General features: G+C 62.7%; 21 protein-coding genes and 1 pseudogene. 16 read left to right on the top strand and 6 right to left on the bottom strand.

Annotated features, from left to right (window positions below):
- Positions 1-19 precede the first annotated feature (19 nt).
- The 5 genes from K5K89_RS15010 to K5K89_RS14990 are packed head-to-tail and all read right to left on the bottom strand — an operon-like array spanning position 20 to position 4,424.
- A complete protein-coding gene (locus K5K89_RS15010; RefSeq protein WP_173668608.1) occupies positions 20-769 on the bottom strand; it encodes an ABC transporter permease in 750 nt (249 codons plus the stop codon).
- A gap of 11 nt (positions 770-780) precedes the next feature.
- Positions 781-1,980, bottom strand: a complete 1,200-nt coding sequence (locus K5K89_RS15005) for an ABC transporter substrate-binding protein (protein WP_071488181.1) — start codon at positions 1,978-1,980, stop codon at positions 781-783.
- Entirely contained in the window at positions 1,967-2,770 is an 804-nt protein-coding gene (locus K5K89_RS15000) for an ABC transporter ATP-binding protein (RefSeq protein ID WP_071488180.1), read from the bottom strand. The genes K5K89_RS15005 and K5K89_RS15000 overlap by 14 nt, the downstream gene beginning before the upstream one ends.
- Positions 2,767-3,828: an acyl-CoA dehydrogenase family protein gene (locus K5K89_RS14995; RefSeq protein ID WP_071488179.1), complete on the bottom strand. Its 1,062-nt coding sequence runs from the start codon at positions 3,826-3,828 to the stop codon at positions 2,767-2,769. Before K5K89_RS14995 ends, K5K89_RS15000 begins: the two co-directional genes overlap by 4 nt.
- Positions 3,829-3,863: 35 nt before the next feature.
- Positions 3,864-4,424, bottom strand: a complete 561-nt coding sequence (locus K5K89_RS14990) for a carboxymuconolactone decarboxylase family protein (RefSeq protein ID WP_071488178.1) — start codon at positions 4,422-4,424, stop codon at positions 3,864-3,866.
- 102 nt (positions 4,425-4,526) lie between these two features.
- Between K5K89_RS14990 and K5K89_RS14985 the strand changes: the two genes are divergently transcribed.
- On the top strand, positions 4,527-5,438 hold the full coding sequence (locus tag K5K89_RS14985) for an AraC family transcriptional regulator (protein WP_222539647.1): 912 nt from the start codon (positions 4,527-4,529) through the stop codon (positions 5,436-5,438).
- A gap of 272 nt (positions 5,439-5,710) precedes the next feature.
- Positions 5,711-7,078, top strand: coding sequence for a M91 family zinc metallopeptidase (locus tag K5K89_RS14980; protein ID WP_222539646.1), 1,368 nt, complete (start codon positions 5,711-5,713; stop codon positions 7,076-7,078).
- A gap of 23 nt (positions 7,079-7,101) precedes the next feature.
- Here K5K89_RS14980 and K5K89_RS14975 read toward each other — a convergent pair whose 3' ends face one another.
- The gene (locus K5K89_RS14975; RefSeq protein ID WP_071488176.1) at positions 7,102-8,019 is read right to left on the bottom strand and encodes a LysR family transcriptional regulator; all 918 of its coding nucleotides are present in this window, start codon (positions 8,017-8,019) and stop codon (positions 7,102-7,104) included.
- A gap of 119 nt (positions 8,020-8,138) precedes the next feature.
- Here K5K89_RS14975 and K5K89_RS14970 point away from each other — a divergent pair, with 119 nt between their 5' ends.
- The 14 genes and pseudogenes from K5K89_RS14970 to glgX all read left to right on the top strand — a co-directional run bounded on the left by K5K89_RS14970 (position 8,139) and on the right by glgX (position 25,982).
- Entirely contained in the window at positions 8,139-9,134 is a 996-nt protein-coding gene (locus K5K89_RS14970) for an aldo/keto reductase (protein WP_071488175.1), read from the top strand.
- 134 nt (positions 9,135-9,268) lie between these two features.
- Positions 9,269-10,402 (top strand): annotated as a pseudogene (locus K5K89_RS29005) (cache and HAMP domain-containing protein); the annotation flags it as partial.
- A gap of 15 nt (positions 10,403-10,417) precedes the next feature.
- A complete protein-coding gene (locus K5K89_RS29000; RefSeq protein WP_371914421.1) occupies positions 10,418-11,263 on the top strand; it encodes a methyl-accepting chemotaxis protein in 846 nt (281 codons plus the stop codon).
- 78 nt (positions 11,264-11,341) lie between these two features.
- Complete coding sequence (locus K5K89_RS14960) at positions 11,342-11,800, top strand: SRPBCC family protein (protein ID WP_071488173.1); 459 nt, start codon at positions 11,342-11,344, stop codon at positions 11,798-11,800.
- Positions 11,801-11,887: 87 nt separating this feature from the next.
- Positions 11,888-12,334 carry a DUF411 domain-containing protein gene (locus K5K89_RS14955; protein WP_092243878.1) on the top strand — a complete coding sequence of 149 codons (447 nt, stop codon included), beginning with the start codon at positions 11,888-11,890 and terminating at the stop codon, positions 12,332-12,334.
- Positions 12,331-12,762, top strand: coding sequence for a YqaA family protein (locus K5K89_RS14950; protein WP_222539645.1), 432 nt, complete (start codon positions 12,331-12,333; stop codon positions 12,760-12,762). The genes K5K89_RS14955 and K5K89_RS14950 overlap by 4 nt, the downstream gene beginning before the upstream one ends.
- 56 nt (positions 12,763-12,818) lie before the next feature.
- Positions 12,819-13,820, top strand: coding sequence for an alpha/beta fold hydrolase (locus K5K89_RS14945; RefSeq protein WP_222539644.1), 1,002 nt, complete (start codon positions 12,819-12,821; stop codon positions 13,818-13,820).
- Between the two features lie 26 nt (positions 13,821-13,846).
- Complete coding sequence (locus K5K89_RS14940) at positions 13,847-14,800, top strand: D-2-hydroxyacid dehydrogenase family protein (RefSeq protein WP_222539643.1); 954 nt, start codon at positions 13,847-13,849, stop codon at positions 14,798-14,800.
- 480 nt (positions 14,801-15,280) lie between these two features.
- The gene (glgA, locus tag K5K89_RS14935; RefSeq protein ID WP_222539642.1) at positions 15,281-16,834 is read left to right on the top strand and encodes a glycogen synthase GlgA; all 1,554 of its coding nucleotides are present in this window, start codon (positions 15,281-15,283) and stop codon (positions 16,832-16,834) included.
- Positions 16,835-16,854: 20 nt separating this feature from the next.
- A complete protein-coding gene (gene treZ, locus K5K89_RS14930) occupies positions 16,855-18,600 on the top strand; it encodes a malto-oligosyltrehalose trehalohydrolase (RefSeq protein ID WP_222539641.1) in 1,746 nt (581 codons plus the stop codon).
- Positions 18,597-20,681 carry a 4-alpha-glucanotransferase gene (gene malQ / locus K5K89_RS14925; protein WP_071488166.1) on the top strand — a complete coding sequence of 695 codons (2,085 nt, stop codon included), beginning with the start codon at positions 18,597-18,599 and terminating at the stop codon, positions 20,679-20,681. Before treZ ends, malQ begins: the two co-directional genes overlap by 4 nt.
- Positions 20,678-23,428, top strand: a complete 2,751-nt coding sequence (locus K5K89_RS14920) for a malto-oligosyltrehalose synthase (protein WP_222539640.1) — start codon at positions 20,678-20,680, stop codon at positions 23,426-23,428. Before malQ ends, K5K89_RS14920 begins: the two co-directional genes overlap by 4 nt.
- Before the next feature lie 25 nt (positions 23,429-23,453).
- Positions 23,454-23,702, top strand: coding sequence for a DUF2934 domain-containing protein (locus K5K89_RS14915; RefSeq protein WP_222539639.1), 249 nt, complete (start codon positions 23,454-23,456; stop codon positions 23,700-23,702).
- A gap of 120 nt (positions 23,703-23,822) precedes the next feature.
- Positions 23,823-25,982 carry a glycogen debranching protein GlgX gene (gene glgX / locus K5K89_RS14910; RefSeq protein ID WP_071488163.1) on the top strand — a complete coding sequence of 720 codons (2,160 nt, stop codon included), beginning with the start codon at positions 23,823-23,825 and terminating at the stop codon, positions 25,980-25,982.
- The last annotated feature ends 1 nt before the right edge of the window (position 25,983 follow it).

The raw sequence follows: 25,983 nt of genomic DNA, 5'->3' as shown, positions 1-25,983 counted from the left end.
ATCCGGGCCGTTGTTTGCCCTATTGGCCAGCATGCACCCACCGCTGGTGCAGCCACCGCGCCAATGCATCCAGTGCAAAGCCCAACAAGCCGATCAACACCACCATCGCCATCAGCTCCGAATAGGCGAGCCGATCACGGGTATCGAGGATGTAATACCCAAGCCCCGCACTGACCCCCAGCATCTCGCACGGCACCAGCACGATCCACAGAATGCCGATGGCCAGGCGCACGCCCGTCAGCACATGCCCCACCACGCCGGGAATGATCACCCGGCGCAAGGTCTCCCAGCGGGTCGCGCTCAAACTGGCGCTCAACTGCAACCAGCGCGGGTCGAGCTGACGCACCCCGGCGGCGGTGTTGAGCATGATCGGCCATACGGCAGCAAAGGCCAGCAGGAAATAGATCGGCCGGTCGCCTACCCCCATCAGCATCACCACGATGGGCATCCACGACAGCGGCGAGATCATGCGCAGGAACTGGAACGCCGGTGTGGTCGCCGCCTCCAGGTTGCGCGAACTGCCCACCAGCAATCCCAGCGGCACGCCGACCAGCAAGGCCATGAGCAACCCAACGAAAATACGCTTGAGGCTCACGGCGATGTGCAGGTACAACTCCCCGCGCCCGAGCAATTCCCACAGGCTGGCGGCCGTGGCGGCCAGGGAAAAGCGTGCCGACAAGCCGCCCGCCGCGCCAAACACTTTCACCCCCAGCCACCAGAGCAACAGCAACCCCGCCAAGCCACTCAACCCGAGCAACCAGCCCGGGATTTCCCGTTTGTTCAAACGCCAATCTCCTCATGCCGCTCAAACCCATCAGGCAAACCAAAGGTCTTCATGCCGCCCACGGACTCAATGGCGTTGCGCACGAAACGGTCGTCTACCAGGTCCTTGGCGACAAACGCCGGGTCCAGGTCGGCGAGGAATTTCTTGTCGCCCTCGATCAGCGTGTCCTTCAGGCGGCGCACCAGTTCCTCGGTGTAGCTGGGGAATGGGTAGGGCTGGAAATCGATGCGGTGCTCATCCCAACTCCCATGCTGAATCGCGCCGTCGGCCAGGTAGGCCACACGGTCGGCCGCGGCGGGCGCCAGCACTTTGCTCAACACCGGCTCGGCATGCGGGGTATAGCGGTTAGGGCCGTCCTTGGACAGCAGCTTCACCGCCGCTTCGCGGTTGTCGCGGGTCCACACCTGCGCCTTGACGATGGCATTCACCACCTTCTGCGACCACTCCGGGCGGTTGGTCAGGTCGTGCTCGTGCATGAACACCACGCAGCATGCGTGGTTGCGCCACACGTCACCGGTGAAGCGCTGCACGCGACCGACCTTGAGGTTTTCCGCCAGGGCGTTGAACGGCTCGGCGACGATATAGCCGTCGATACGCTGGCTGGCCAGGGCCGGTGGCATGTCCGACGGTGGCAACACGATGAGGTTGACCTCATTGGCCGCAATCGCACTGCCCGCCGCCCGCGCCACCGGCGTCAGCCCGTTGTCGCGGAACAGTTGCTGCACCACTACGTTATGGATCGAATACCAGAACGGAATCGCCACGGACTTTCCGCCCAATTGCTTCACATCGGTGATGCCCGGCGCCACGGTCAGGCCCGAGCCACCCACATGGTTCCACGCCACCACTTTGGCCGGCACCTTGCTGCCATAGCGTGCCCACACGGTCATTGGCGACAGCAGGTGAATCACGTTGACCTGGCCCGAAATAAACGCCTCGATCACCTGCGCCCAACTGCGCAGCAGCACCGGGCGCTCGGCCTTGATGCCTTCGGCTTCGAACAGGCCATTGTTATGCGCCACCAGCAACGGTGTGGCATCAGTGATTGGCAAGTAGCCAATGCGCACGGGTGCGTCCGGCTCGCTGGCAGCGCGGGCCTGCAGGCTGCTCAGCAGCGGCAAGGCGCCGGCGGCACTGAGCACGGCGGAGAGTTTTAGAAAGTCGCGACGCGAGTGGGTCAGGTCATCCAGGCACATGGACAGGCTCCAGCAGGTCAAGGGGGTTGAGTTGAGGGCGGCTCGCCTGCCGTAGGGTTTTGAGGATGTCGATGCGCAGCGCGCCGATGGCTTCCACCTGTTCTTCGCGCGGTTGCGGCAGGTCGATCAGCCACTCGCCCAACGTCCGCGCCGGGCGGTTGCCCAGTAGCAGGATGCGGTCCGACAGCAGCAGCGCTTCGTCAATGTCATGGGTAATCAACACGGCTGCCGAGCCCTGCTCGCGGTTGACCTTGAGCAGCAGGTGCTGCATGTCGGCGCGGGTCACCTCGTCGAGGGCACCGAAGGGCTCATCCAGCAACAGCACCTGGGGCTGGCGCGCCAGGCAACGGGCCAGCGCCGTACGCTGGGCCATGCCGCCGGAAAGCTGCGCCGGGAAGTGCTGGCGCGCATGCTCCAGGCCAACGGCGGCGATGGCGTGGTCGACACGCTGGCGGCGTTCCTCAACGCTCAAGTGTGGCTGGCGGGCGAAGTCCAGGCCGAAGGCAACGTTCTTTTCCAGGCTCAGCCAGGGCAGCAGGCTGGGGTCCTGAAACGCCACTGCGACACGCGGGTGAGGGCCATCCACAGGTTCACCGAGCACCCGCACACTGCCGCCTTGCGGCGCCTGCAAACCGGCGAGCACCCGCAGCAGGCTGGACTTGCCTACCCCGCTGGGACCGAGGATCGACACCACTTCGCCGGGCTGCAGTTGCAGGTCAAAGCCCTGCAACACTGGCCCGCCGGCGTACCCCAGGCAAATCCCCCGGGCATTCAATACCGCGTTCGTCATAGGTTGGCCTGGCGCTGTAACTCGGTGCGCAATTGCACCAGGCTCGGGGTCACGATCGGCACGAACGCCGACTCACGCCAGCGCCGCGCAAAGCCACTGCCGTGGGCAGTGAGGTAGGCCTTGCCGCCGCTGGCCTGCAACTCCAGCTGCACGGCGCTGGCGGCCGTTTCGGCGAGGGCGATGCGCAGCTTGAACAACGCTGCCGGCTCGGCCGCAAAGCGCCCGACCAACAGGCCGTTCTTCAAGTCAGTGACCAAGTGATCCAAGGTGACGCGCAGCGTCTCCAGCTCTTCGCGCAACACCGTACGGGTCGCGCCCAGATGGTTGGCCACTTCCGCCAGGGAGCGCCGGGCCAGGCCGATGGACATGCCGCACTGCAACCCCAGGAACGCCGGGCGCACCGCAGGTAAAAACTTGCGCGCATCCTCATGCAGCAACCAGTCGCGACTCAACGCCACGCCTTCCAGTCCCAGGGCCGCCGTGTTGCTGGACTGCAAACCCAGTAGTTCGAGGTCGCGGGAGCGCTGTAAGCCGGCCACCGAATCCGGAATCGCCAGGATAAACGGCGCACCACCGCCGGCATGCTCGATGGCAGCCGCAGCGACAAAACCGCTTTTGCGCAGGTTGGTCACCCAATGCAGCCGGCCGTTGAGGGTCCAGCCGTCGTCGGTAGGCTCGGCGCTGATCTGCAGGGCTTCAATACCCGACAAGAACTTCATCGCGTTGGACAGCCCCGTGGCCCCCGCCAACTTGCCGCTGAGCAGGTCCGGCAACAGTCGCTCACGCAGTTGCGCATTCGGGCTTTGCAGCAAATATTCGATAAACGAACGCTGGCCCCAGCACACAAACGCCGCCGCCAGGGAATGGCTGGCAACATTGGCGATAGCCTCCACCGCGCCCGCCACATCCCCGCCCAGGCCACCAAGCTGAGCCGGCACGCCGATACGCAATACATTGACTTCTGCCAGCCGTGGCAGCACTTCCTGTGGATCGCAACTGCCCACGTCCAGGGCCTGCGCTTGAACATCGAGCCAACGGCTCAAGATTGGGTCAAGCATTCATGTTTCTCCTTTTCACAGCGGGTGGGTCATCTTCAGCTTGCGGGTTTTTCCCAGCGGTATTGCGCCAGCTCCGGGTTCAACGGGGTGCGCGCAAACACGTTAGCGAAGTTGCACAGGGTTGCCAGGCTCACGCCCAAAATAACTTCCAGCGCCTGGCCCCGGGTATAACCGGCGGCCAGGAACGCATCAAAACCGGCATCGCTGACATCGCCACGGGTGGCGATCACTTCGCGGGTAAACCCAGCCAGTGTTTCATAGCGGGCATTGGGCAGCTCACCGCGCTGGCGCAGGGCGTCGATGACTTCTTCCGGCAATTTGGCTTTGTTGCGTGCCACGGCAGTATGGCCGGCCACACAGAAATCGCAGCCGTGGGTGGTGGCCGCAATCAACTGCACCACTTCGCGATCGGCCAGACTGAGTTCGGCCTTGGCGTTCAGCCCGGACACGGTGATATAGGTCTCCAGCGCCGCCGGAGCGTTGGCCAGTACCGCCAACAGGTTGGGGATGAAACCCGAGCCTTTCAGCGCGTTTTCCAGGAAGGGCTTGGCCGCGTCCGGCGCGGTTTCAGGGGTAAGCAGGGGTACACGGGACATGGAGTGGTCTCCTGATGGGTTCGTGTATCCAGTCTGTTGGTTATAAGAAATCGTCTCAATAGGCTAAAGTAGCGATTACTTGCTCTTGAGTCTTTCCATTAGATGAATTCGTCCAGTGCACTTGTCGATTGGTTATTAGACAGCCTCGAACTCGACACCAGTCTGTTCCATGTGGGCCGCTACTGCGGCGACTGGCATGCGAGCACCCACGGCCTGGCGAGCGCCAGTTTCCACCTGATTGTGCAGGGCCAGTGCTGGCTGCATATCGAAGGCGACGCCGCGCCGCATCGTTTGGATAACGGCGATGCAGTGTTCCTGTTGCGCGACCTGGAATATCGCCTCTCCGGTGAGCCCACCGCCGCCGGCGCCCAGGAATGCCCACGAGTACCGATGGCGCCCCTGGACAGCGCCGCCAGCGATGGCGTCGGCCTGGTCTGCGGGTTCTTTCACTTCCAGTCCGGCTTGTCGGCGATGATCGTCGACACCCTTCCCGCCTGGATCATCCTGCGCGCAGGCGACCCTTCGCTGACCGCCGCGCGCAACCTGTTCGACCTGATCCTGCAAGAGTGCGAGCGCGTGCCTGCGCCCTCCTCTGCCTTGCTTGAGCGGCTGTGCCACCTGTTGTTCCTGTATGTCCTGCGCCAACAAGTGCTGGACAACCGTGAACTCGGCGGCCTGGCGGCGCTGGCCCGGCAACCGGCGTTCGCCAACCTGCTGGAGCAGTTGATCGCCCGTCCCGCCGACGCCTGGACCCTGGAAAGCATGGCCGCCTGCACCGGATTGTCGCGCTCGGCGTTTTTCAAGCGTTTCAATGAACTGTGCGGGCAGTCGCCAGGGCAAGTGCTGCTGATGATGCGCATGCGCCATGCCTGCCAACTGTTCAAGCAGGACCAGACGGTGGCAGACGTCTCGCTGGCCGTGGGGTATCAGTCGGTGGCAGCGTTCACCCGGGCGTTTCACAAGGTCACCGGGCAACAGCCTGGGGCGTATCGCAGGACCCAGGTGCAGAATTGAGTCGCTAAACAGGAAGATTCGGCGACTGCGGTAGTAAGAAAATGGAACGATCTGCGCGAGGATGCCACCCATCAGGCTCTCACTCGACAGATTTTGGATGCAATCCCGTGCCCCATCTCCCCAATCTCATCAGCACAACGAGCAAACAATATCCCCCTATCCTTCCAACGCGCCCCGACGCTCAACACTCGATCTACACCCCAGCTCGTTTCTCCGACCCCGGCATTGGCCCCTTTCGGTCCAAATCCGAAACACTGGTCGATAACGGCTACATGACCATCAAGCGAGAGGCTATGTGGGACCTGTCCGAAGACGAGCCCCGACTCAAGCGTGTCAGCTTGGTTGTCGACACGGGGAATAAAGCCGACACCGTGTACGTTGGCAAGAGCCCGGACGGTCGCCTGAACCTGCAAATCAATGGCAATGCTTATGCATTCGACAGCACTGACCAAAAGGGCCAGCCCATCAATTTGCAGATCAACACCCGCGGCGGGAATGACAGCGTCACCATCAGCCCTGATGTGAATAATCCCGCCACGATTGATGGCGGTGACGGGAACGATGCACTGACTGCTGGCGGTGGCAAAACCCGCCTACTGGGCGGTGCGGGCAACGACACCCTTCGCCTCGGCAGCAACACTGGCTACGCGGAAGGTAATGACGGCGACGACATCCTCATCGGCGGCTCCGGCAACACCGTCATGTATGGCAACAATGGTAATGATCGGCTGTATGCCGGCGCCGGGCCCGTGAACAAGCAAAGCTACTTGGATGGCGGAAGTGGTGACGACCGCCTCTATGCTGGCAACGGACATACGATCCTCCATGGCGGTAAGGGCAACGACCAATTGGTAGGGTATGACCGAACGACCTTCTATACCGGCAAAGGCAAAGACCAGATCTTCAACAATAGGCGTGGCGATCTGATATACGCAAAAGCGGGTGATGCCTACGGCTCCTCCCAAGGCTCCACATTTACCAAGGTGAAGACCAGCAACGCCGGTGACGACGGCTTTCGCGTCGTTGGTCGTCCTGAGTTCAAGCAGCGTGTCGCCGATGATTTCGAGTTCTTGCGCAGTTCGCCTACCGGGCAAAAGATGCTTGAGGACATGGACAGGGAAGCTGCAAATGCTGGAGGAAAAGTCATCGTTCGAGAAGAACGCGAAGAAGGCAGCGGCTACGCTTTTGGCAGCTCGGAACTGGCTAAGCTGCCACCCGACATAGGCAGAAATATAGAACGTGACGACCCAAGACGCGGCAGGCTCCATGACGGCCAGCCCGGAGCCCGCGCCGATAAGGGGCTGTTGAATTTCGATCCGATGGACCTGGGTTCCCCTAGACAAGACACCCTGGCACCGCCCATCATCGGTTTAGTCCACGAAATCGGGCACGCCTACAATGGCGCAACAGGTACCTACCTGCCAGGCCGGACCCTGGAGCACTCGCCGTCCGATCCAGAGATTTCAGATCTAACTCCCAACAGCGAGCTTCAGGTGGTCGGCTTGCCGAACAGCGCGCGCCCCCATAACTTCGATAACGATCCTGCTACCCCGCCCACCACCATCAACCCCGAGCACTTCACGGAAAATGGCATGCGCCGGGAACTAGGGTTGCCTGAGCGCAAGAGTTACCTCTTCTGAACACCCTGCTAATGCGCCCAGACTCACGTCTGGCGTTGCAATGGGCTGTCCGGATGGGTGCACACCTCCACCAGCCAATCGATAAATACCCGCACCCGCTGTGACAGTTGGCGATGGGGTGGATACAACGCAGTGAGCGCCATGGCGGGGGGAGCAAGATGTGGCAGCACTTCCACCAACGAACCTTGGGCCAGTTGCCGCGTGGCGTGATAGTACGGGGCCTGAATCAAGCCATAGCCGGCTTCACACGCGGCGAAATAACCGTCGGAACTGCTGACGGCAATCACCTTTTCCAAGTTGATCTCGCGCAACTCACTGCCCACCTGGAATTCCAGGCCAAAGCGTTTGCCGCTCGTACGGGAGACATACTCCACCATCCGATGGTTGGCCAGATCGTCCAGCGTTTCCGGTACGCCGAAACGCTCAAGGTAAGCACGGCTGGCCAGAGTCAGCTGGTCCATCATCGCCAATGGCCGGGCAACCAGCGACTCATCGAGCGCCTGACCGCCGCGCAGCACACAGTCCACACCCTCGCGAATCAGGTCTACCGTGCGATCGTTCAAGCTGATCTCTAATTCAATCTGCGGGTAGCGGGCCGTGAAGGTAGGCAAGGCCGGAATCACGATCAATCGACCAATGCCTGACGGCATGTCAACACTCAAGGTGCCGCGCGGGTTCTGGCGTTGCGTGGAAAACACCGCCTCGGTTTCCTCAAGGTCCGACAGCAACTGCACACAGCGTTGGTAGTACGCCGCGCCATCCAGCGTCGGGCTGACTTGCCGCGTGGTGCGCTGCAACAGTTGCACGCCCAGGTGCGCCTCCAATTGCTTGATCAACACCGTCACCGAGGCGCGAGGCAATTGCAGGCTGTCGGCGGCCTTGGCAAAGCCGCGCAATTCGACAATCCGAGTGAACACGCGCATCGCGTTGAAACGGTCCAAGGGGCGGCTCCTTGCGCTGATTATTCAGATATTACGAATAGTGTTAGTGCTTTTAGCCGGTTTATCCCGGTTTTGTCGAGCGTGACAATACAGGCCTTCCCACCCAAGGAGCACAACCCATGCATACCCGCACACTGGGCACCCACGGCCCACTCGTCTCAGCCATCGGCCTCGGCTGCATGGGCATGAGCGATTTCTACACCCCCGGCAGCGACACCCGCGAAGCCACGGCAACCCTGCACCGCGCGTTGGAGTTGGGCATCAACCTCCTCGACACCGCCGATATCTATGGGCCGCACACCAACGAAGCACTGATCGGCAAGGCCATCGTCGGCAAGCGCGACCAGGTGTTCCTGGCCAGCAAGTTCGGCATCGTGCGTGACCCGGCCAACCCCGCCGTGCGGGGTGTGAACGGCCGCCCTGAATACATCCGCAAGGCCATCGACGGCACGCTGCAACGACTTGGCGTAGAAACCCTCGACCTGTATTACCAGCACCGTATCGACCCGGAGGTCGCCATCGAAGAAACCGTCGGCGCCATGGCCGAGCTGGTGCAACAGGGCAAGGTGCGTTACCTGGGGCTGAGCGAAGCCTCCGCCGCCACCCTGGAACGCGCCCACAAGGTGCACCCGATCAGCGCCCTGCAAAGCGAATACTCACTGTGGAGCCGCGACCAGGAACACAACGGCTGCCTCGCTGCCTGCCAGCGCCTGGGCATCGCCTTTGTGCCCTACAGCCCGCTGGGCCGTGGCTTTCTCACCGGCGCGCTGCAAAGCCCGGACGACTTCGGCGCCGATGACTACCGCCGCTTCAGCCCTCGCTTCCAGGGCGAGAACTTCGGCAAGAACCTCGAACTGGTGAAGAACGTGCAGGCATTGGCCGCCGACAAGGGTATCAGCGCCGGGCAACTGGCGTTGGCGTGGGTGCTGGCGCAGGGTGATTTCATCATCCCGATTCCCGGCACCAAGCAGCGCAAATACCTGGAAGAGAATGTCGCCGCGCTGTCGGTCAGCCTCAGCCCGGGCGAACTGGCGGCGCTGGAGGCCATCTTCCCTGCCGAGGCGCCCGCCGGCTTGCGCTACCCCGAGGCCGTCATGGCTATGCTGGATATCTGAATAAATACCGCGCCGGTCACCGGCGCGGTATTTTCTTGCACCATCGTACCTAAAGCTCTGTCCTGCCAAGCCGATAGCCCTACGAAGCTCTAACAAAGCCGCGTCGACAATAAACGCTTCGTAAGGACGACCCCATGCCCCCACTGCGCTCCATCCAAGCCCGCTATACCCTGTTCCTGGTGCTGTTCGTCCTGGTGTTATTTGTGTTGACCGTGGTGGGTATCGGCCAGTTGGTCGCGCCCAAGCTACAGCACACCGAAGAGCAGGTAGTGCTCAACCGTGTCGCCGAGGTCGCCGAGCAGATCCAGGGCGAACTCAACAAGGTCCAGTCCCAGCAACGCAGCATCACCCAGACCATTCCATTGCTCGACAGCGATGCCATCGACAAGGTCCTGCCGGGCCTGGTCGACCAATATGGCGAGTTGAAAGTCTTCGGCGGCGGCATCTGGCCGCTGCCCAACCAGCGCACCCCTGGGCGCAACAAGCACAGCACGTTCTGGCACCGCGATGCATCGGGCAAGCTGACCGTGAACACCTTCTGGAACAGCGACCCGGCGCCCAATTATTACGACCAGAGCTGGTACAAGGGCGGCCTCGCTTCGCCACGCGGTCAATGTGCCTGGGCCGCCGCCTACAAGGACGACGCCAGCCAGGAGCCGCGCACCAACTGCGCCATGGCAATCCAGCGCGACGGCGTGCCTTATGGCGTCGCCACCATTGACGTGACCCTGGGCTTCTTCAATGATCTGGTGGCCAGCAAAGAGAAAGACATCGGCGGGCAAATGCTGATCGTCGAAGGCGACGGCAAGATCATCAGCAACAGCTCGCGCATCAGCGGCCCGGTTGTGTTGAAAAACATCAGCGAACTCACCGGCACCTCCGCGTTTGCCGCCCAGGTCAGCAAAGCCCTGGCCCATCGTGACCAGGCCCTGCAACGTAATGAGTTCGACAACCAGGGCGTGGCCAGCACCTTCTACATGCGCCCTATCGAAGGCACACCGTGGTTCCTAGCCACCGCCCTGCCCACCTCGCTGATCACCGCCCAGCGCAATGACGTGCTCGGCAGCCTGGCGCTGTTGCAGATCCCCATGGTGTTGCTGCTGGTGCTGCTCGCGGTGTATGCGATCCGCCAACTGGTGCAGCGCATGAAGTCACTGAAAACCAATATCGACGCACTCTCCGCCGGCGACGCCGATCTCACGCGACGCATCACCATCCGCGCCGAAGACGAACTGGGTGCCATCGGCCATTCGGTGAACCGCTTTATCGTCTACCTGCAAAACATGATCGGCGAAGTGACCCAGGCCACCGGCGCCATGTCGTCGAGCCTTGCGCAGTTGCAACAGACCTCGGCGCACACCAACCAGATCCTGGTGCGGCATGCCTCGGAGACCGACCAGACGGTAACCGCCATTACCGAAATGAGCTCCACCGCCGACACCGTGGCGCAAAACGCCGCCGAAACCGCCGCGTTCACCCAGCGTGCCAACGAGCATGCCGATCGTTCCCGCGTGGTGGTCGGTGAGGCGTCCAACAGCGTCAGTGCGTTGATCGGCGAAGTCTCCAGCGCTACCCACAGCGTAGAGAACATGCGCCAGGACGCTGCACGCATCACCGAAACCCTCGGCGTGATCGGCGCGATTGCCGGGCAGACCAACCTGCTGGCCCTCAACGCCGCCATCGAAGCGGCGCGGGCTGGCGAGCAAGGCCGTGGGTTTGCGGTGGTTGCCGATGAAGTGCGCGCGCTCGCCGCACGCACCCAGGCCAGTACCTCGCAGATCAACGACATGCTCACGCGCCTGACCGCAGGCGTGAGTTCCTCGGTGGCAGCGATGGAAAACACCCAGGCCAGTTGCCAGTCAGCGGCGGACGCCACGGCGCGGGTGAATACCGGGCTGGATGAAATGGCCGGCTCCGTCAGCCATATCAACAACCTCAGCACCCAGATCGCCACGGCCGCCGAACAGCAAAGCGCGGTGACCGAGGAGATCAACCGCAGCATGGTGCAGATCCGACAAATGGTCGAAGAGCTGGTACAGAGCGGCCACGCCACCGAAAACAATACCCAGAGCCTGCTCGAGGCGAATGGGCGGGTGATTACCCTGATGAGTCGTTTCAAGGTGTGCTGATAAACGGCTGAAACACTCCCGTGCAATGTGCGGGAGTGGGACTATTCTGACAGTTCGAAGACGCACAGGAGGTGTGCCATGCGCGCAGCCGAGCAGTCGGTCCGCTTGGAACGGATCAGTCAGGAACGCTTTATCCAGGCTCCCATCGATGCCGTTTATGACTATGTGACCCAGCCGGATCGCTGGCACGAATGGCACCCCACGTCCCTCGGTGCCGACACCGGCACCACTGGCTCACTCCCCGCCGGCGCCCGCTTCACCGAAATGATCGACCTGCTGGGTGTACGCGTGCCCATGAGCTACCGCGTGCAGATCGCCCGGCGCCCCGGCGAGTTCAAGACCGTGTTTACGTCCCTGGCCGTGGATGGTTCGATTCATTACTTCCTCATGCCCCACCAGGGCGGCACGCTGTTCAAACGGGTGCTGACCTATGAAACCGAATTGCAACTTGCCACCTTGCATAAACGCATGATCGAACTGTCGGCACTTGCCCTGGACCAGCTCAAGCACCGGCTGGAAAATCCACCGCTCGTATAATCTTGAAACATTCTCGCCCTGTGGACACTGGCCTGCCTGCGATGACGTCGTCATGATCGCCGCCATCCCACCTGCACGCGAGATCCTATGAAAATCCCATTGCGCCTGGCCCTGCTGTCGACCCTGTTCACCGCCACCCTGGCCCAGGCCGCCGACCTGATCCCCATCGACGTGCACCGCGACGCCAACTGCGGTTGCTGCAAAAAATGGATCAGCCACCTGGAAAGCAACGGCTTCAAGGTCAATGACCACGTCGAAGCCGACATGAGTGCCGTCAAGCAACGCCTGGGCGTAGCGCCGCGCCTGGGCTCGTGCCACACCGCCGTGATCGACGGCAAATTCGTCGAGGGCCACGTCCCCGCCGAACAGGTGCTGGCCTTGCGCAAGCGCGACGACCTGCTGGGAATCGCCGCGCCGGGCATGCCCATGGGCTCGCCCGGCATGGAAGTGGAAGGCCGCAGCGAGGCCTATCAGGTCATCGGCCTGACCCGTGAGGGTAAAGATGTCGTCGTGGCTGAATACCCGGCGCAATGATCGCGGGCTACCTGGGGTTATTCTTCGCGGCGTTTGGCGCCGCGACCTTGCTGCCCCTGCAATCGGAAGCCGTGCTGGCCGGCCTGCTGCTCAGCGGGCATTACGGCCTGTGGCTGTTGCTGGGTATCGCCACCCTGGGCAATGTGCTCGGTTCGGTGGTGAACTGGTGGCTGGGGCGCTGGGTGGAGCACTTCAAGGGGCGACGCTGGTTTCCGGTCAGCGACCAGCAACTGGACAAAGCCCGCCAGCATTACCAGCGCTGGGGCCATTGGACACTGTTGCTCAGTTGGGTGCCGATCATTGGCGACCCGCTGACGTTGGTAGCCGGAGTGATGCGCGAGCCATTGTGGCGATTTCTGTTGCTGGTGACCCTGGCCAAAAGCCTGCGCTATGGCGTGCTGGCCGCCGTGACTTTGCAATGGGTTTAATCGCTGCTTAATCCTTGGGCAACAGCATCCGAACCACCTTTCCAGGAGCCCTGCCCATGCCTCTGTTCCGCGCTTTTTGCATCGCCGGCCTGATCACGGCCACCGCCGCGCCGGTATTTGCCGCCACCTACGGTCCTGAACTGCAAGGCTTCGACTACCCCTATCCGCTCAAGCATTTCGAGTTTCAATCCCAAGGCGAGTCGCTGCAAATGGGCTACATGGACGTTCCGGCCAATGGCAAGCCCAACGGTCGCAGCGTGGTGCTGATGCACGGCAAGAACTTCTGCGGCGCGACGTGGGAAAGTTCGATCAAGGCCCTGAGCGACGCCGGCTACCGCGTGATCGCGCCGGACCAGATAGGCTTCTGCAGCTCCAGCAAACCCGATCACTATCAATACAGCTTCCAGCAACTGGCTCTCAATACCCACCAACTGCTGGAAAAGCTCGGTGTTCAGAAGGCTACCCTTGTCGGCCATTCCACCGGCGGCATGCTTGCCACGCGCTACGCCCTGATGTACCCCGGGCAAACCGAACAGTTGGCGCTGGTGAATCCGATCGGCCTGGAAGACTGGAAAGCGCTGGGCGTGCCCTCGCTCAGCGTCGACCAATGGTATGCCCGTGAGCTGAATGTCAGTGCCGAGGGCATCCGCAAGTACCAACTCAACACTTATTACGTCGGGCGCTGGAAGCCGGAGTACGAGCGCTGGGTAGACATGTACGCCGGCCTCAGCAACGGCCCCGGGCATACGCGGGTCGCATGGAACTCGGCGCTGATTTACGACATGATCTTCACCCAGCCGGTGTACTACGAGTTCAAGGACCTGAAGATGCCGACGCTGCTGCTGATTGGCACGTCCGACAACACCGCCATCGGCAAAGACGTCGCGCCGCCAGCCGTCAAAGCCAAGCTCGGCAACTACGCCGTGCTCGGCAAGCAGGCAGCCAAGCTGATCCCCCATGCCACCCTGGTGAAATTCCCAGGCCTGGGGCATGCGCCACAAATGGAAGAGCCGGCCCGGTTTCACGCAGCACTGTTGCAGGGGCTGAACGCCCTTTAATCCAACCTTTTTCGAGGCACTCGTGAATGTCGGTACAGATCGCAGTCATTGATGATTGGCAGGACGTGGCCAGAGGCGTGGTGGATTGGTCAGTCCTTGAGACGGTGGGCCAGGTGCACTTCCTGCACGATTACCCGGCGGATACCGCCACGATGATCGAGCGTTTGCAGGGGTTCGAGGTGATTTGCGTGATGCGCGAACGCTCCACGTTCGACAAGGCACTGCTGCAAGGCCTGCCCCGGCTCAAGTTGCTGGTAACCGGCGGCATGCGCAACGCCGCCATCGACATCCCCGCCGCCAAGGCCCTGGGCATTCAGGTCTGTGGCACCGACAGCTACAAACACGCCGCGCCGGAACTGACTTGGGCATTGATCATGGCTTCCACCCGCAACCTGGTGGCCGAAGCCAATTCGCTGCGTGCCGGCCATTGGCAGGTGGGCCTCGGCGGCGACCTGCACGGCAAGACCCTGGGGATTCTGGGCCTGGGCAGCATTGGCCAGAAGGTCGCGCAGTTCGCCCAGGTGTTCGGCATGCGCGTGATTGCCTGGAGTGAAAACCTCACGCCGGAACGTGCCGCCGAGTCCGGCGTGACCTGGGTCAGCAAGCAAGCGCTGTTTGAACAGTCGGACATCCTTACCGTTCATCTGGTACTCAGCGACCGTAGCCGTGGGCTGGTGGATGCCCAGGCGCTGGGCTGGATGAAACCCGGCGCGCGCCTGGTCAACACTGCACGCGGGCCGATTGTGGATGAGCAGGCACTGGTGCAGGCCCTGGAAAGCGGTCGCCTGGCCGGGGCGGCGCTGGATGTGTATGCCGAGGAGCCGTTGCCGGCGGATCACCCGTTGCGCAGGTTGCCGAATGTGCTGGCCACCCCGCACGTGGGCTACGTGAGCGAGCAGAATTACCGGCAGTTCTATTCACAGATGATCGAAGACATTCAAGCCTGGACGAACGGCATGCCCATTCGCGTGCTGGGCTGACGCACCGTTTCTGTGCGTTCGAACTCTTATACCGAACCGCCTTGCTGTGGCGAGCGGGCTTGCCCCGCGTTGGAGCGCGAAGCGCTCCCCCATGCTACATAGCCCAACGCAGGGCAAGCCTGCTCGCCACAGAGTCCGGTCCACCCTGGCATATGGTTACAATTATTTTGTCCTACAAAATATTCCCAGAAAGCCTACAGGCTCTGGGATCTGTCCTAGACTCATGACCGATGGGTCCGTTCCAAAACAAAAACCCCGCAAAAAATCTAAACTTTTCAACTCGGCCATTGGTCAAGTTTTAAGGTACGACGAGCACACACGGTTCCAGCCCGATGCCCGTCCATCCAATCTATATCTGCCAACCGTGCAACTGGCATAAGCCTTGCCAGATCTGTACAGCGCTTGTGCGCGTGGCCGCAGGATGCGGTCGACGGAGTTAATGGCAGCCGGCCATTAGCCGACCAACACGTGGAGAGAATTATGATCAGTGCCGCTGCAAGTATTCAGGGAGAGCGTGTTAGTCAGGGCGTTGGCGGGGTCGCCGCGTTGGCTGACCTCACCACAGTGCGGCCGGTTCCGAGCCACAACCCCAACCGTAAGAAAGTCCTGTTTGTGACCTCCGAGTTTGCCGACCTGGTGAAAACCGGTGGCCTGGGCGACGTCTCCGCCGCCCTGCCCCGCGCCATGGCCCACCTGCACGATGTGCGGGTGCTGATCCCCGGTTATCCGCAGGTGATGGAAAGCGACAACCCGATCCATATCATCGGTGAGCTGGGCGGCCACGCGGCGCTGCCGCCGTGCAAGATCGGGCGCATGGACCTCAAGGATGGCCTGGTCATCTATGTACTGATCTGCCCCGAGCTCTACGAGCGCGAAGGCACGCCCTACGGCGCCAACAACGGCCGCGACTGGCCGGACAACCATATTCGTTTCGCCCGCCTGGGCCTGGCCGCCGCCGACATGGCCGCCAACCTGGCACAGATCCACTGGTGCCCGGACCTGGTGCACGCCCACGACTGGCCCGCCGGCCTGGCCCCGGCGTACATGCACTGGCGTGGATCACGCACGCCGACATTGTTCACCATCCATAATCTGGCCTATCAAGGCGTGATCAGCCTGGCGTCGACGCCAGAGCTGGGCATTCCACCTCACGCTTTGCAGCAGGAGGGCATGGAGTTCTACGGCAAGATGTCGTTCCTCAAGGCCGGCATGGCGTATTCCAGTCATATCACCACGGTGAGCGCCACCTATGCCCGGGAAATCACGACGCCCGAGTTCGGCTGCGGCCTCGATGGCTTTTTGGCCAGCAAGACCCAGCAAGGTTTGCTCAGCGGTATTCCCAACGGCATTGAAGACAGCTGGGAAACCTCCACCGACCCGCACTTGACGCACAACTTCAACATCGGCGACTGGGAAGGCAAAGCCGTGAATGCCGCACAGGTGCGCAACCTGTTCGGCCTGCATGACTCGACCGGCCCGCTGTTCGCCGTGGTCTCGCGCCTGGTGTTCCAGAAAGGCCTGGACCTCACCGAAGCGGTGGCCAGTTTTATCGTCGAGCAAGGTGGGCAGATCGCCATTATCGGTCGCGGCGAGCCGGAAGAAGAAAACGCCATGCGCGAACTGGCGCTGCGCTTTCCCGGCCAGATCGGTGTGCGTATCGGCTTCAACGAGACCGATGCCCGCCGCATGTTCGCCGGCAGCGATTTCCTGCTGATGCCTTCGCGCTACGAGCCCTGCGGCCTGAGCCAGATGTACGCCCAGCGCTTCGGCTCCCTGCCCGTCGCCCGCAACACCGGCGGCCTGGCCGACACCATCGAAAACGGTGTGACCGGCTTTCTGTTCAATGAATCCACGGTCGACAGCTACAAAGAAGCCTTGAGCCGCGCGTTCAAGGTGTTTGCCTTCCCTGGCCTGCTCAATGCCATGCGCAGCCGAGCAATGACCCAACCGTTCAACTGGAGCCAGGCGGTGGAACCCTACGCCGAGCTGTACGAGCGACTGGTGGCTAAAGCACTGGGGAAATCCGCTAAATAATCATCGGGAGGTCTCTATAGATGCCGTTACGGACTCTGGAAACCTGGCCCCACGGCGCAATCATGCTGGACGCGCAACACACGCGTTTTGCCTTGTGGGCGCCAGACGCGTTTTATGTCAGCGTTGAATTGGAACACGGCAAATCTGTTGCCATGCTGCCGCAGGCAGATGGCTGGTTTGAAACCGAAATAGCGTGCCCGGCGGGCACGCGCTACCGCTTCAATATCGATGGGCAAATGGATGTACCCGACCCGGCCTCGCGGGCCCAGGCTGCGGATGTGCACGGTTGGAGCGTGGTGGTCGATTCCCTTGCCTATCACTGGCGCCACAGCACTTGGCAAGGCCGCCCCTGGCACGAGGCCGTCATCTATGAACTGCATGTCGGCGCCATGGGTGGTTATGCCGGCATCGAGCAACACCTGCCACGCCTGGCCGAGCTGGGCGTTACCGCGATTGAATTGATGCCGTTGGCGCAATTCCCCGGTGATCGCAATTGGGGCTATGACGGGGTCCTGCCCTACGCGCCCCAAGCCTCCTACGGCACGCCCGAACAGCTCAAGCACCTGATCGACAGCGCCCACGAGCACGGCCTGGCGGTGATCCTCGACGTGGTCTACAACCACTTCGGGCCGGACGGCAACTACCTGGGTCAGTACGCCAAGGGCTTCTTCCAGGAAGACGTGCACACGCCCTGGGGCGCCGGGATCGATTTCAACCGGCGCGAGGTGCGCGACTTTTTCCTGGATAACGCCTTGATGTGGTTGCTCGAATACCGCTTCGACGGCCTGCGCCTGGACGCCGTCCACGCCATCGACAACCCGGACTTCCTCAAGGAACTGGCGCACCGGGTGCGCGAGCAGGTGGATTCGGGCCGGCACGTCTGGCTGATGCTGGAAAACGAACTCAACCAGGCCAGTCTCCTGCAGCAGGATTTCGACGCGCAATGGAACGATGACTTCCATAACGTCCTGCATGTGCTGCTGACCGGCGAAACCGACGCGTATTACAGCGACTTCGCCGAAGAGCCCACGGCCAAACTGGCGCGCTGCCTGGGCGATGGGTTTATCTACCAGGGGCACACCACCCGGCATGGGCATGAGCGTGGCGAACCCAGCGGGCATCTGCCGCCGAGCGCGTTCGTAGCCTTCCTGCAGAACCACGATCAGATTGGCAACCGTGCCCTGGGCGAGCGCCTGCATCAACTCTGCTCGCCGCAGGCATTGAAGGCGGCGACCGCCCTGCTGTTGCTCTCCCCGATGATCCCGTTGATGTTCATGGGCGACGAATCGAACGCCCGCGAGCCGTTCCTGTTTTTCACCGATCACCATGGCGAACTGGCAGAAGCCGTGCGCGAAGGCCGTCGCAATGAGTTCAAGGATTTCGCCGCGTTCCAGGACCCGGAGCGACGCGAACGCATCCCCGACCCGAATGCCCTGACGACCTTTTTGCAGACCACGCCAAGCTTTCACGAGAACGAGCACACCGAGCTCTACCGCCAACTGCTGAGCCTGCGCCACGGCCACATCGTGCCGCACTTGCCCGGCAGCGTGGCCCTGGGCGCCGAGGTGCTGGCCGAAGGCGCCGTCAGCGCTCGTTGGCGCCTGGGTAATGGCAGCCTGTTGCAGATCGATCTCAACCTGAGCGCCACGCCGCTGGATTATCCGGCGACGGCGCCTGTGCTATTTGAAACGCCTGCCAACGCCGGCGCGCACCTGCCGCCGTATAGCGCACGCGTCACCCTATCCCCTGTTGGAGAGCACCCTTGAGCGAAGCGAACCTGGAAATCCTCGCCAGCCGAGCGGGCCTGGCCGTCGATTGGATCGACGCAAACGGCCGCCCGCAACGTGTTAAACCCGACGCCCTGCGCGCCGTCCTCAAAGGCCTGGGCCACCCCGCCGACACCGATGCCGAAGTCAACGCCAGCCTGCGGGCACTGGAACAGGTGCAACAAGACAAACACCTGCCGCCCCTGCTGACCATCGACAGCGGCGCAGGCCTGGACCTGGCCCGCTACTTCGAACCGGACACCCTGTGCCGGGTCTGCCTGGAAGACGGTGAAACCCTGGAGCTGCGCCTGGATGGCGACGCCGTCCTGCCCGGCGTCATCGCCCTCGGCTACCACCAGGTGCATATTGCCGACCAGACCTTCACCCTGGCCGTCGCGCCCACCCATTGCTACAGCGTGGCCGAAGCGGTCGACAGCCGACCTGCCCGCGCCTGGGGCCTCAGCGCGCAACTGTATAGCTTGCGGCGCCTGGGCGATGGCGGCTTCGGCGACACCCTGGCCCTGGAACACCTGGCCCGCTCAGCGGCCGAGCGCGGCGCCGATGCCCTGGCGATCAGCCCGATGCATGCGATGTTCAGCGCCGACACCGCGCGCTACAGCCCGTACTCACCCTCCAGCCGCTTGTTCCTCAACAGCCTGTATGCCTCGCCGGGTTGCATCCTGGGCGAGCGCGAAGTGCGCAACGCCATCGAAGCCAGCGGCCTGGCGGATGAACTGCACGACCTTGAGCAACACAGCCTGATCGACTGGCCCACCGCAGCGAACGCCAAGCAGCGCCTGCTGCGTGCGTTGTACGAAGACTTCCGCCACGGCCACCACCCGCAACACGCCGACTTCCAGAGTTTCCGCCAGGCCGGCGGTGAGGCCCTGGAAAACCACTGCCGCTTCGAAGCCGTGCAAACCGCCCGCGCCGCCGCCGGTGAAGACCTCGACTGGCGCCATTGGCCAGAAGAGTGGCGCACCCCACAGAGCCCGGCATTGGCCCTGTTCGCCGAAGACCACCGTGAAGAGATCGGCTACTTCGCGTTCTGCCAATGGCTGATCGCCCGTTGCCTGGAGCGCGCGCAACAAGCCGCACGCGGCAGCGGCATGGGCGTCGGCCTGATTGCCGACCTGGCGGTGGGCGCCGACGGGGGTGGCAGCCAGGCCTGGAGCCGCCAGGATGAATTGCTCGCCGACCTGACCGTGGGCGCGCCACCCGACATTCTCAACCGCGCCGGCCAGGGCTGGGGCATTTCCGCGTTCTCCCCCGAAGGCCTCAAGCGCCATGGCTTTCGCGCCTTTATCGAAATGCTGCGCGCCAACTTCGCCCACGCCGGCGGCTTGCGCATCGACCACGTGATGGGCTTGCAACGCCTGTGGGTGATGCCCATGGACGCCTCGCCGCGTGACGGCGCCTACCTGTATTACCCGGTGGACGACCTGCTGCGCCTGCTCGCCCTGGAATCCCATCGCCACCAGGCCATCGTGCTCGGTGAAGACCTGGGCACCGTGCCGGATGGCCTGCGCGAAAAGCTCATCGCCCGCTCGATCCTGGGCATGCGTGTGTTGCTGTTCGAACAGAACCACGAGGGCCAGTTCAAGCCGATCCTCGACTGGCCGGACAACGCCCTGGCCACCACCAGCACCCACGACCTGCCGACCCTCAACGGCTGGTGGCACAGCCGCGATATCGAGTGGAACATCCAGCTGGGCTTGATCGATGCGCCGACCGTGGAGCAATGGAGCGAGCACCGCCTGCGCGAACGCCAGGCACTGCGCCAGGCCTTGAGCCAGGATCCGCAGAACTTCGTCGAAGAGATCCGCAATGAAACCGACCACATGATCGACGCCAGCGTGCGCTACCTCGGCCACACCCGGGCCCCACTGGTGTTGCTGCCGCTGGAGGACGCCCTCGGCGTTGAGGAACAAGCCAACCTGCCCGGCACCACCGATACCCACCCCAACTGGCGCCGCCGCCTGCCGGGCGAGGCGTCCAGCCTGCTCGACAATGCCGGCGCCGCCCGCCGCCTCGAACTGTTGGCCGTCGCGCGCAACCAAGCCTATGAGCGTGACCGATGAAAGCCCTGCCCCTGCGCGCCACCCAGCGCCTGCAATTCCATAAAGGTTTTACCCTCGATGACGCGGTGCCCCTGGTGCCGTATTTCGCCCGTTTGGGCATCAGCCACCTGTATGCCTCGCCGCTGCTGAGTGCACGCGCCGGTTCCATGCACGGCTACGACGTGGTCGACCCCACCACGGTCAACCCGGAACTCGGCGGCGAACCGGCCCTACGGCGCCTGGTCGCTGCGCTGCGTGAACACGACATGGGGTTGATCCTCGATATCGTCTCCAACCATATGGCCGTCGGCGGGGCCGACAACCCCTGGTGGCTGGACTTGTTGGAGTGGGGCCGCCTGAGCCCCTACAGCGAGTTCTTCGACATCCAGTGGCATTCGCCCGACCCCTTGCTCAAAGGCCAATTGCTGATGCCGTTCCTCGGCAGTGACTACGGCGAAGCCCTGCAGGCCGGCACCCTGACCTTGCACTTCGATGCCGACCACGGCGCGTTCTATGTCGAGCATTACGAACACCGTTTCCCCATCTGCCCCAAGGATTACGCGGCGATCCTGGGCACCGATGAACGGCTCCATCCCCTGGCCGAGCGCTTCAGCGCCCTCGCCCACCAGGACGACGCTTACCACGCGGCCGCGTCGCTCAAGCAAGCGCTGGCCGAGCGTGCCACCGACGTGCTGCCGGCGATCGAACAGCGCTTGAAGGCTTTCGACGGCCGCCAGCCCGAGGGCTTCAAGCGCCTGCATCAGTTGCTGGAACAACAGGCCTATCGCCTGGCCAGTTGGCGCACCGCGGCGGACGATATCAACTGGCGGCGCTTCTTCGACGTCAACGAACTCGGTGGCCTGCGCGTGGAGCGCAGCGCTGTGTTCGAGGCCACCCATGGCAAGATCTTCGAACTGATCAGCGAAGGCCTGGTGGATGGCCTGCGCATCGACCACATCGACGGCCTGGCCGACCCGCGTGGTTACTGCCGCAAGCTGCGCCGTCGGGTGGACTCGCTGTCACCCGAACGGCACTTGCCGATCTTCGTGGAGAAGATCCTCGGCGAGGGCGAAACCCTGCGCGACGACTGGCAGGTGGACGGCACCACCGGTTACGAGTTCATGAACCAGTTGTCGCTGCTGCAACATCACCCGGACGGCTTCGCGCCATTGGCCGCGTTGTGGACCCGTCACAGCGAGCGGCCTGCTGCGTTTATCGAAGAAGCGCAATTGGCCCGCCAGCAGATCCTCAACGGCTCCCTCGGCGGCGACTTTGAAAGCGTGGCCCAGGCCCTGCTGCAAGTGGCCCGCGACGATGTGATGACCCGCGACCTGACCCTCGGCGCCATCCGCCGAGCCTTGCAGGAACTGATCGTGCACTTCCCGGTGTACCGCACCTATATCAGCGCCCGTGGCCGCAGTACCGCTGACGACAGGCTGTTCCAACAGGCCATGGATGGCGCCCGCACCACCCTGGGCGAAGGCGACTGGCCGGTGCTCGACCACCTGGCCAACTGGCTGGGCGGCCAGCCGTGGCGCAATCGCCCGGTGGGCCGTGAACGCAAGATCCTCAAGCATGCCTGCGTGCGCTTCCAGCAACTGACGTCGCCCGCCGCCGCCAAGGCTGTGGAAGACACCGCGTTCTATCGCTCGGCGGTGTTGCTGTCGCGCAACGATGTGGGCTTCAGCACCGAACAGTTCAGCGCCCCCTTGGCCGACTTCCATGGGGTCAACCAACAACGCCTGCAGAGCTTCCCTGACAACCTGTTGGCCACCGCCACCCATGACCACAAGCGCGGCGAAGATACCCGCGCGCGCCTGGCCGTGCTGAGCGAGTGCGCGGCGTGGTACGCCGAGCAGGTCGAGCAGTGGCGCGCCCTCGCCGCGCCACTGAAGACGGATGCAAGTACGCCTTCAGCGGGCGATGAATTGATCCTCTACCAGGTGCTGCTGGGCAGTTGGCCCCTGGACCAGACCGATGACTTCGAGGGCTACCGGCAGCGCCTGTGGCAATGGCAACAGAAAGCCCTGCGCGAAGCCAAGTTGCAAAGCAGCTGGAGCGCGCCCAACGAAGCCTATGAACAAGGCGTCGAAGCCTACCTGTCGCGGCTGTTGCTCAGCGATGAAGGCCAGGTGTTGCGCACTGCCATCGGCGCGGCGGCCCAGGCCATCGCGCCGGCCGGTGCGCTCAATGGCCTGGCGCAATCCTTGCTTCGCATGACGGTGCCGGGTGTACCGGACCTGTACCAGGGCGCCGAGTTCTGGGACTTCAGCCTGGTGGACCCGGACAACCGCAGGCCGGTGGACTTCAACGCCCGGCAACAGGCGCTGGATACCCCACCGGACATCGGCGAACTGTTGTTCAACTGGCGCGACGGGCGTATCAAACAGGCATTGATTGCCCAGGTGCTGGGCTTGCGCAAGGCCTGTCCCGAGCTGTTCCGCAAGGGAACCTACACACCGCTGCAAGTGCTTGGCAAACACGCCGAACGGGTGGTCGCGTTCGCGCGTGAGCACCAGGGCAACTATCTGCTGGTGGTGGTGCCGAGATGGCCGCATGACCTGCTTGAAAACGGTGTGCATCCCAAGATCAATGCGCAGGTTTGGGGCGACACACGGGTGAAATTACCGTTCGCCGCGACAAACAAAAACTGGAAGGGACTTTTTCATACAGGCGCAGTCACACCAGACAAGGAGCTGTTGATCAGCACTGCCCTGGGGGATTTCCCGGTCAATGTCCTTATCAATCCTGATGATCAAGAAAGCTGAAAATTTTCTGTTGAGGAGCATTGCGATGAGTACTGACGAAAAACGCATAAAAGAGTTGGCGCACCAGATCTGGGAGTCCGAAGGCAAGCCCCATGGGCAAGACGCGCGGCATTGGGAGATGGCGCGCAAACTGGCCGAAGCTGAAGCGCTGACGCCGAGCAAACCCAAGGCGGCCGCCAAGCCCAAGCCAGCCGCCAAAGCCAAGCCTGCGGCCAGCAAGCCGGCGCCACCGGCCGCGAAAAAACCACCCGCGCCGAAGAAACCCAAGCCTTGATACCCCCCTCTTGTCGGCACGGTCGGCAAGAGGTGATTCCACCTTCCAGATTCTCAGCTGAAATTTCGTCGGCACGGCCGCGTTCGGCCTGAAAAACATCTTTGCAGGAGCAAGTTTTCAATGAGCAAACCCGATAAAACCCCACCGACGCCGGGCAATGAACCGTCGCGGATCCGTGAAGGTTTGCCCTTCCCGCTGGGCGCCACCTGGGATGGTCTGGGCGTCAACTTCGCCCTGTTCTCGGCCAACGCAACCAAGGTCGAACTGTGCCTGTTCGATGATTCCGGCGAGGTCGAGCTGGAACGTATCGAACTCCCCGAATACACCGACGAGACCTTCCACGGCTATCTGCCCGACGCCCACCCCGGGCTGATCTACGGCTACCGCGTGTACGGTGCTTACGACCCGGCCAACGGCCACCGTTTCAACCACAACAAATTGCTGATCGACCCCTATGCCAAGCAACTGGTGGGCGAACTCAAATGGTCGGAGGCGCTGTTCGGCTACACCATCGGCCACCCGGATGACGACCTCAGCTTCGACGAGCGCGACAGCGCACCCTTCGTGCCCAAGTGCAAGGTGATCGACCCGGCGCACACCTGGGGCAACGACCAACCGGTACGCGTGCCGTGGGACCGTACGATCATCTACGAGACCCATCTTCGCGGTATCAGCATGCGTCACCCTTCCGTAGCCGATGAAGTACGCGGCACCTGCGCCGGGCTGATGGAAGACGACGTGCTCAAGCACATCCGCCAACTGGGCGTGTCGTCGGTGGAGCTGCTGCCGGTGCATGCCTTCGTCAATGACCAGCACCTGCTGCAAAAAGGCATGACCAACTACTGGGGGTACAACAGCATCGCGTTTTTTGCCCCCGACCCGCGCTACCTGGCCAGCGGCAAGATTGCCGAGTTCAAGGAGATGGTCGCGCACCTGCATGAACAGAAGCTCGAAGTGATCCTCGACGTGGTCTACAACCACACCGCCGAAGGCAACGAGCGCGGCCCGACACTGTCCATGCGCGGCATCGACAACGCTTCGTACTACCGACTGATGCCGGACGACAAGCGTTTCTACATCAACGACTCCGGCACGGGTAACACCCTTGATCTGAGCCACCCGTGCGTATTGCAGATGGTCACCGACTCGCTGCGTTACTGGGCCACCGAGATGCACGTCGACGGCTTCCGTTTCGACCTGGCGACCATTCTTGGCCGCTACCGCGAGGGTTTCGACGAGCGTCACAGCTTCCTCGTGGCTTGCCGCCAGGACCCGGTGCTGCGCCAGTTGAAAATGATCGCCGAGCCCTGGGACTGCGGCCCCGGTGGCTATCAAGTGGGCAATTTCCCGCCGGGCTGGGTGGAATGGAACGACCGTTTCCGCGACACCGTGCGTGCATTCTGGAAAGGCGATGACGGCCAACTGGCCGACTTCGCGGCCCGCATGACCGCCTCCGGCGAAATGTTCAACCACCGTGGGCGCCGTCCCTACAGCTCGGTGAACTTCATCACCGCGCATGATGGTTTCACGCTGCATGATCTGGTCTCCTACAACGACAAGCACAACGAAGCCAACGACGAAAACAACCAGGATGGCAGCAACAACAACCTGTCCTGGAACCACGGCGTCGAAGGCCCGACCGACGACCCGCAAATCAACGCCCTGAGGCTGCGCCAGATGCGCAACTTCTTCGCCACATTGCTCCTGTCCCAAGGCACGCCGATGCTGGTGGCTGGCGATGAGTTTGCGCGCACCCAGCACGGCAACAACAACGCTTACTGCCAGGACAGTGAGATCGGTTGGATCAACTGGGACCTGGACGAAGATGGCAAGGCGCTGCTCAAGTTTGTGAAGCGCCTGATCAAGCTGCGCCTGGCCTACCCGATCCTGCGTCGTGGCCGCTTCCTGGTGGGCGACTACAACGAAGACATCGGCGTGAAGGACGTCACCTGGCTGGCGCCGGATGGCAACGAGATGACCACCGAACAGTGGCAGGACAGCAACGGTCGCTGCCTGGGCATGTTGATGGATGGTCGCGCCCAGGAAACCGGGATTCGCCGTCCCGGCGCCGACGCTACCTTGCTGCTGGTGGTCAATGCCCATCACGACATGGTCAACTTCCGCTTGCCGCCGGTGCCTGAAGGTGAGTTCTGGACCTGCATGCTCGACACCAACGAGCCCGCCGTACGCGGCCAGGAACGCTTTGAGTTCGATCACGAGTACGCCGTGACCGGGCGCTCGCTGTTGTTGTTCGAGTTGCAGCGCGAAGACGAGGTGTGAG

It is taken from the genome of Pseudomonas sp. DR208, assembly GCF_019823005.1.
GTDB classification, from domain to species: Bacteria; Pseudomonadota; Gammaproteobacteria; order Pseudomonadales; family Pseudomonadaceae; genus Aquipseudomonas; species Aquipseudomonas extremorientalis.
This window is presented reverse-complemented; position numbering and strand designations above follow the sequence as displayed.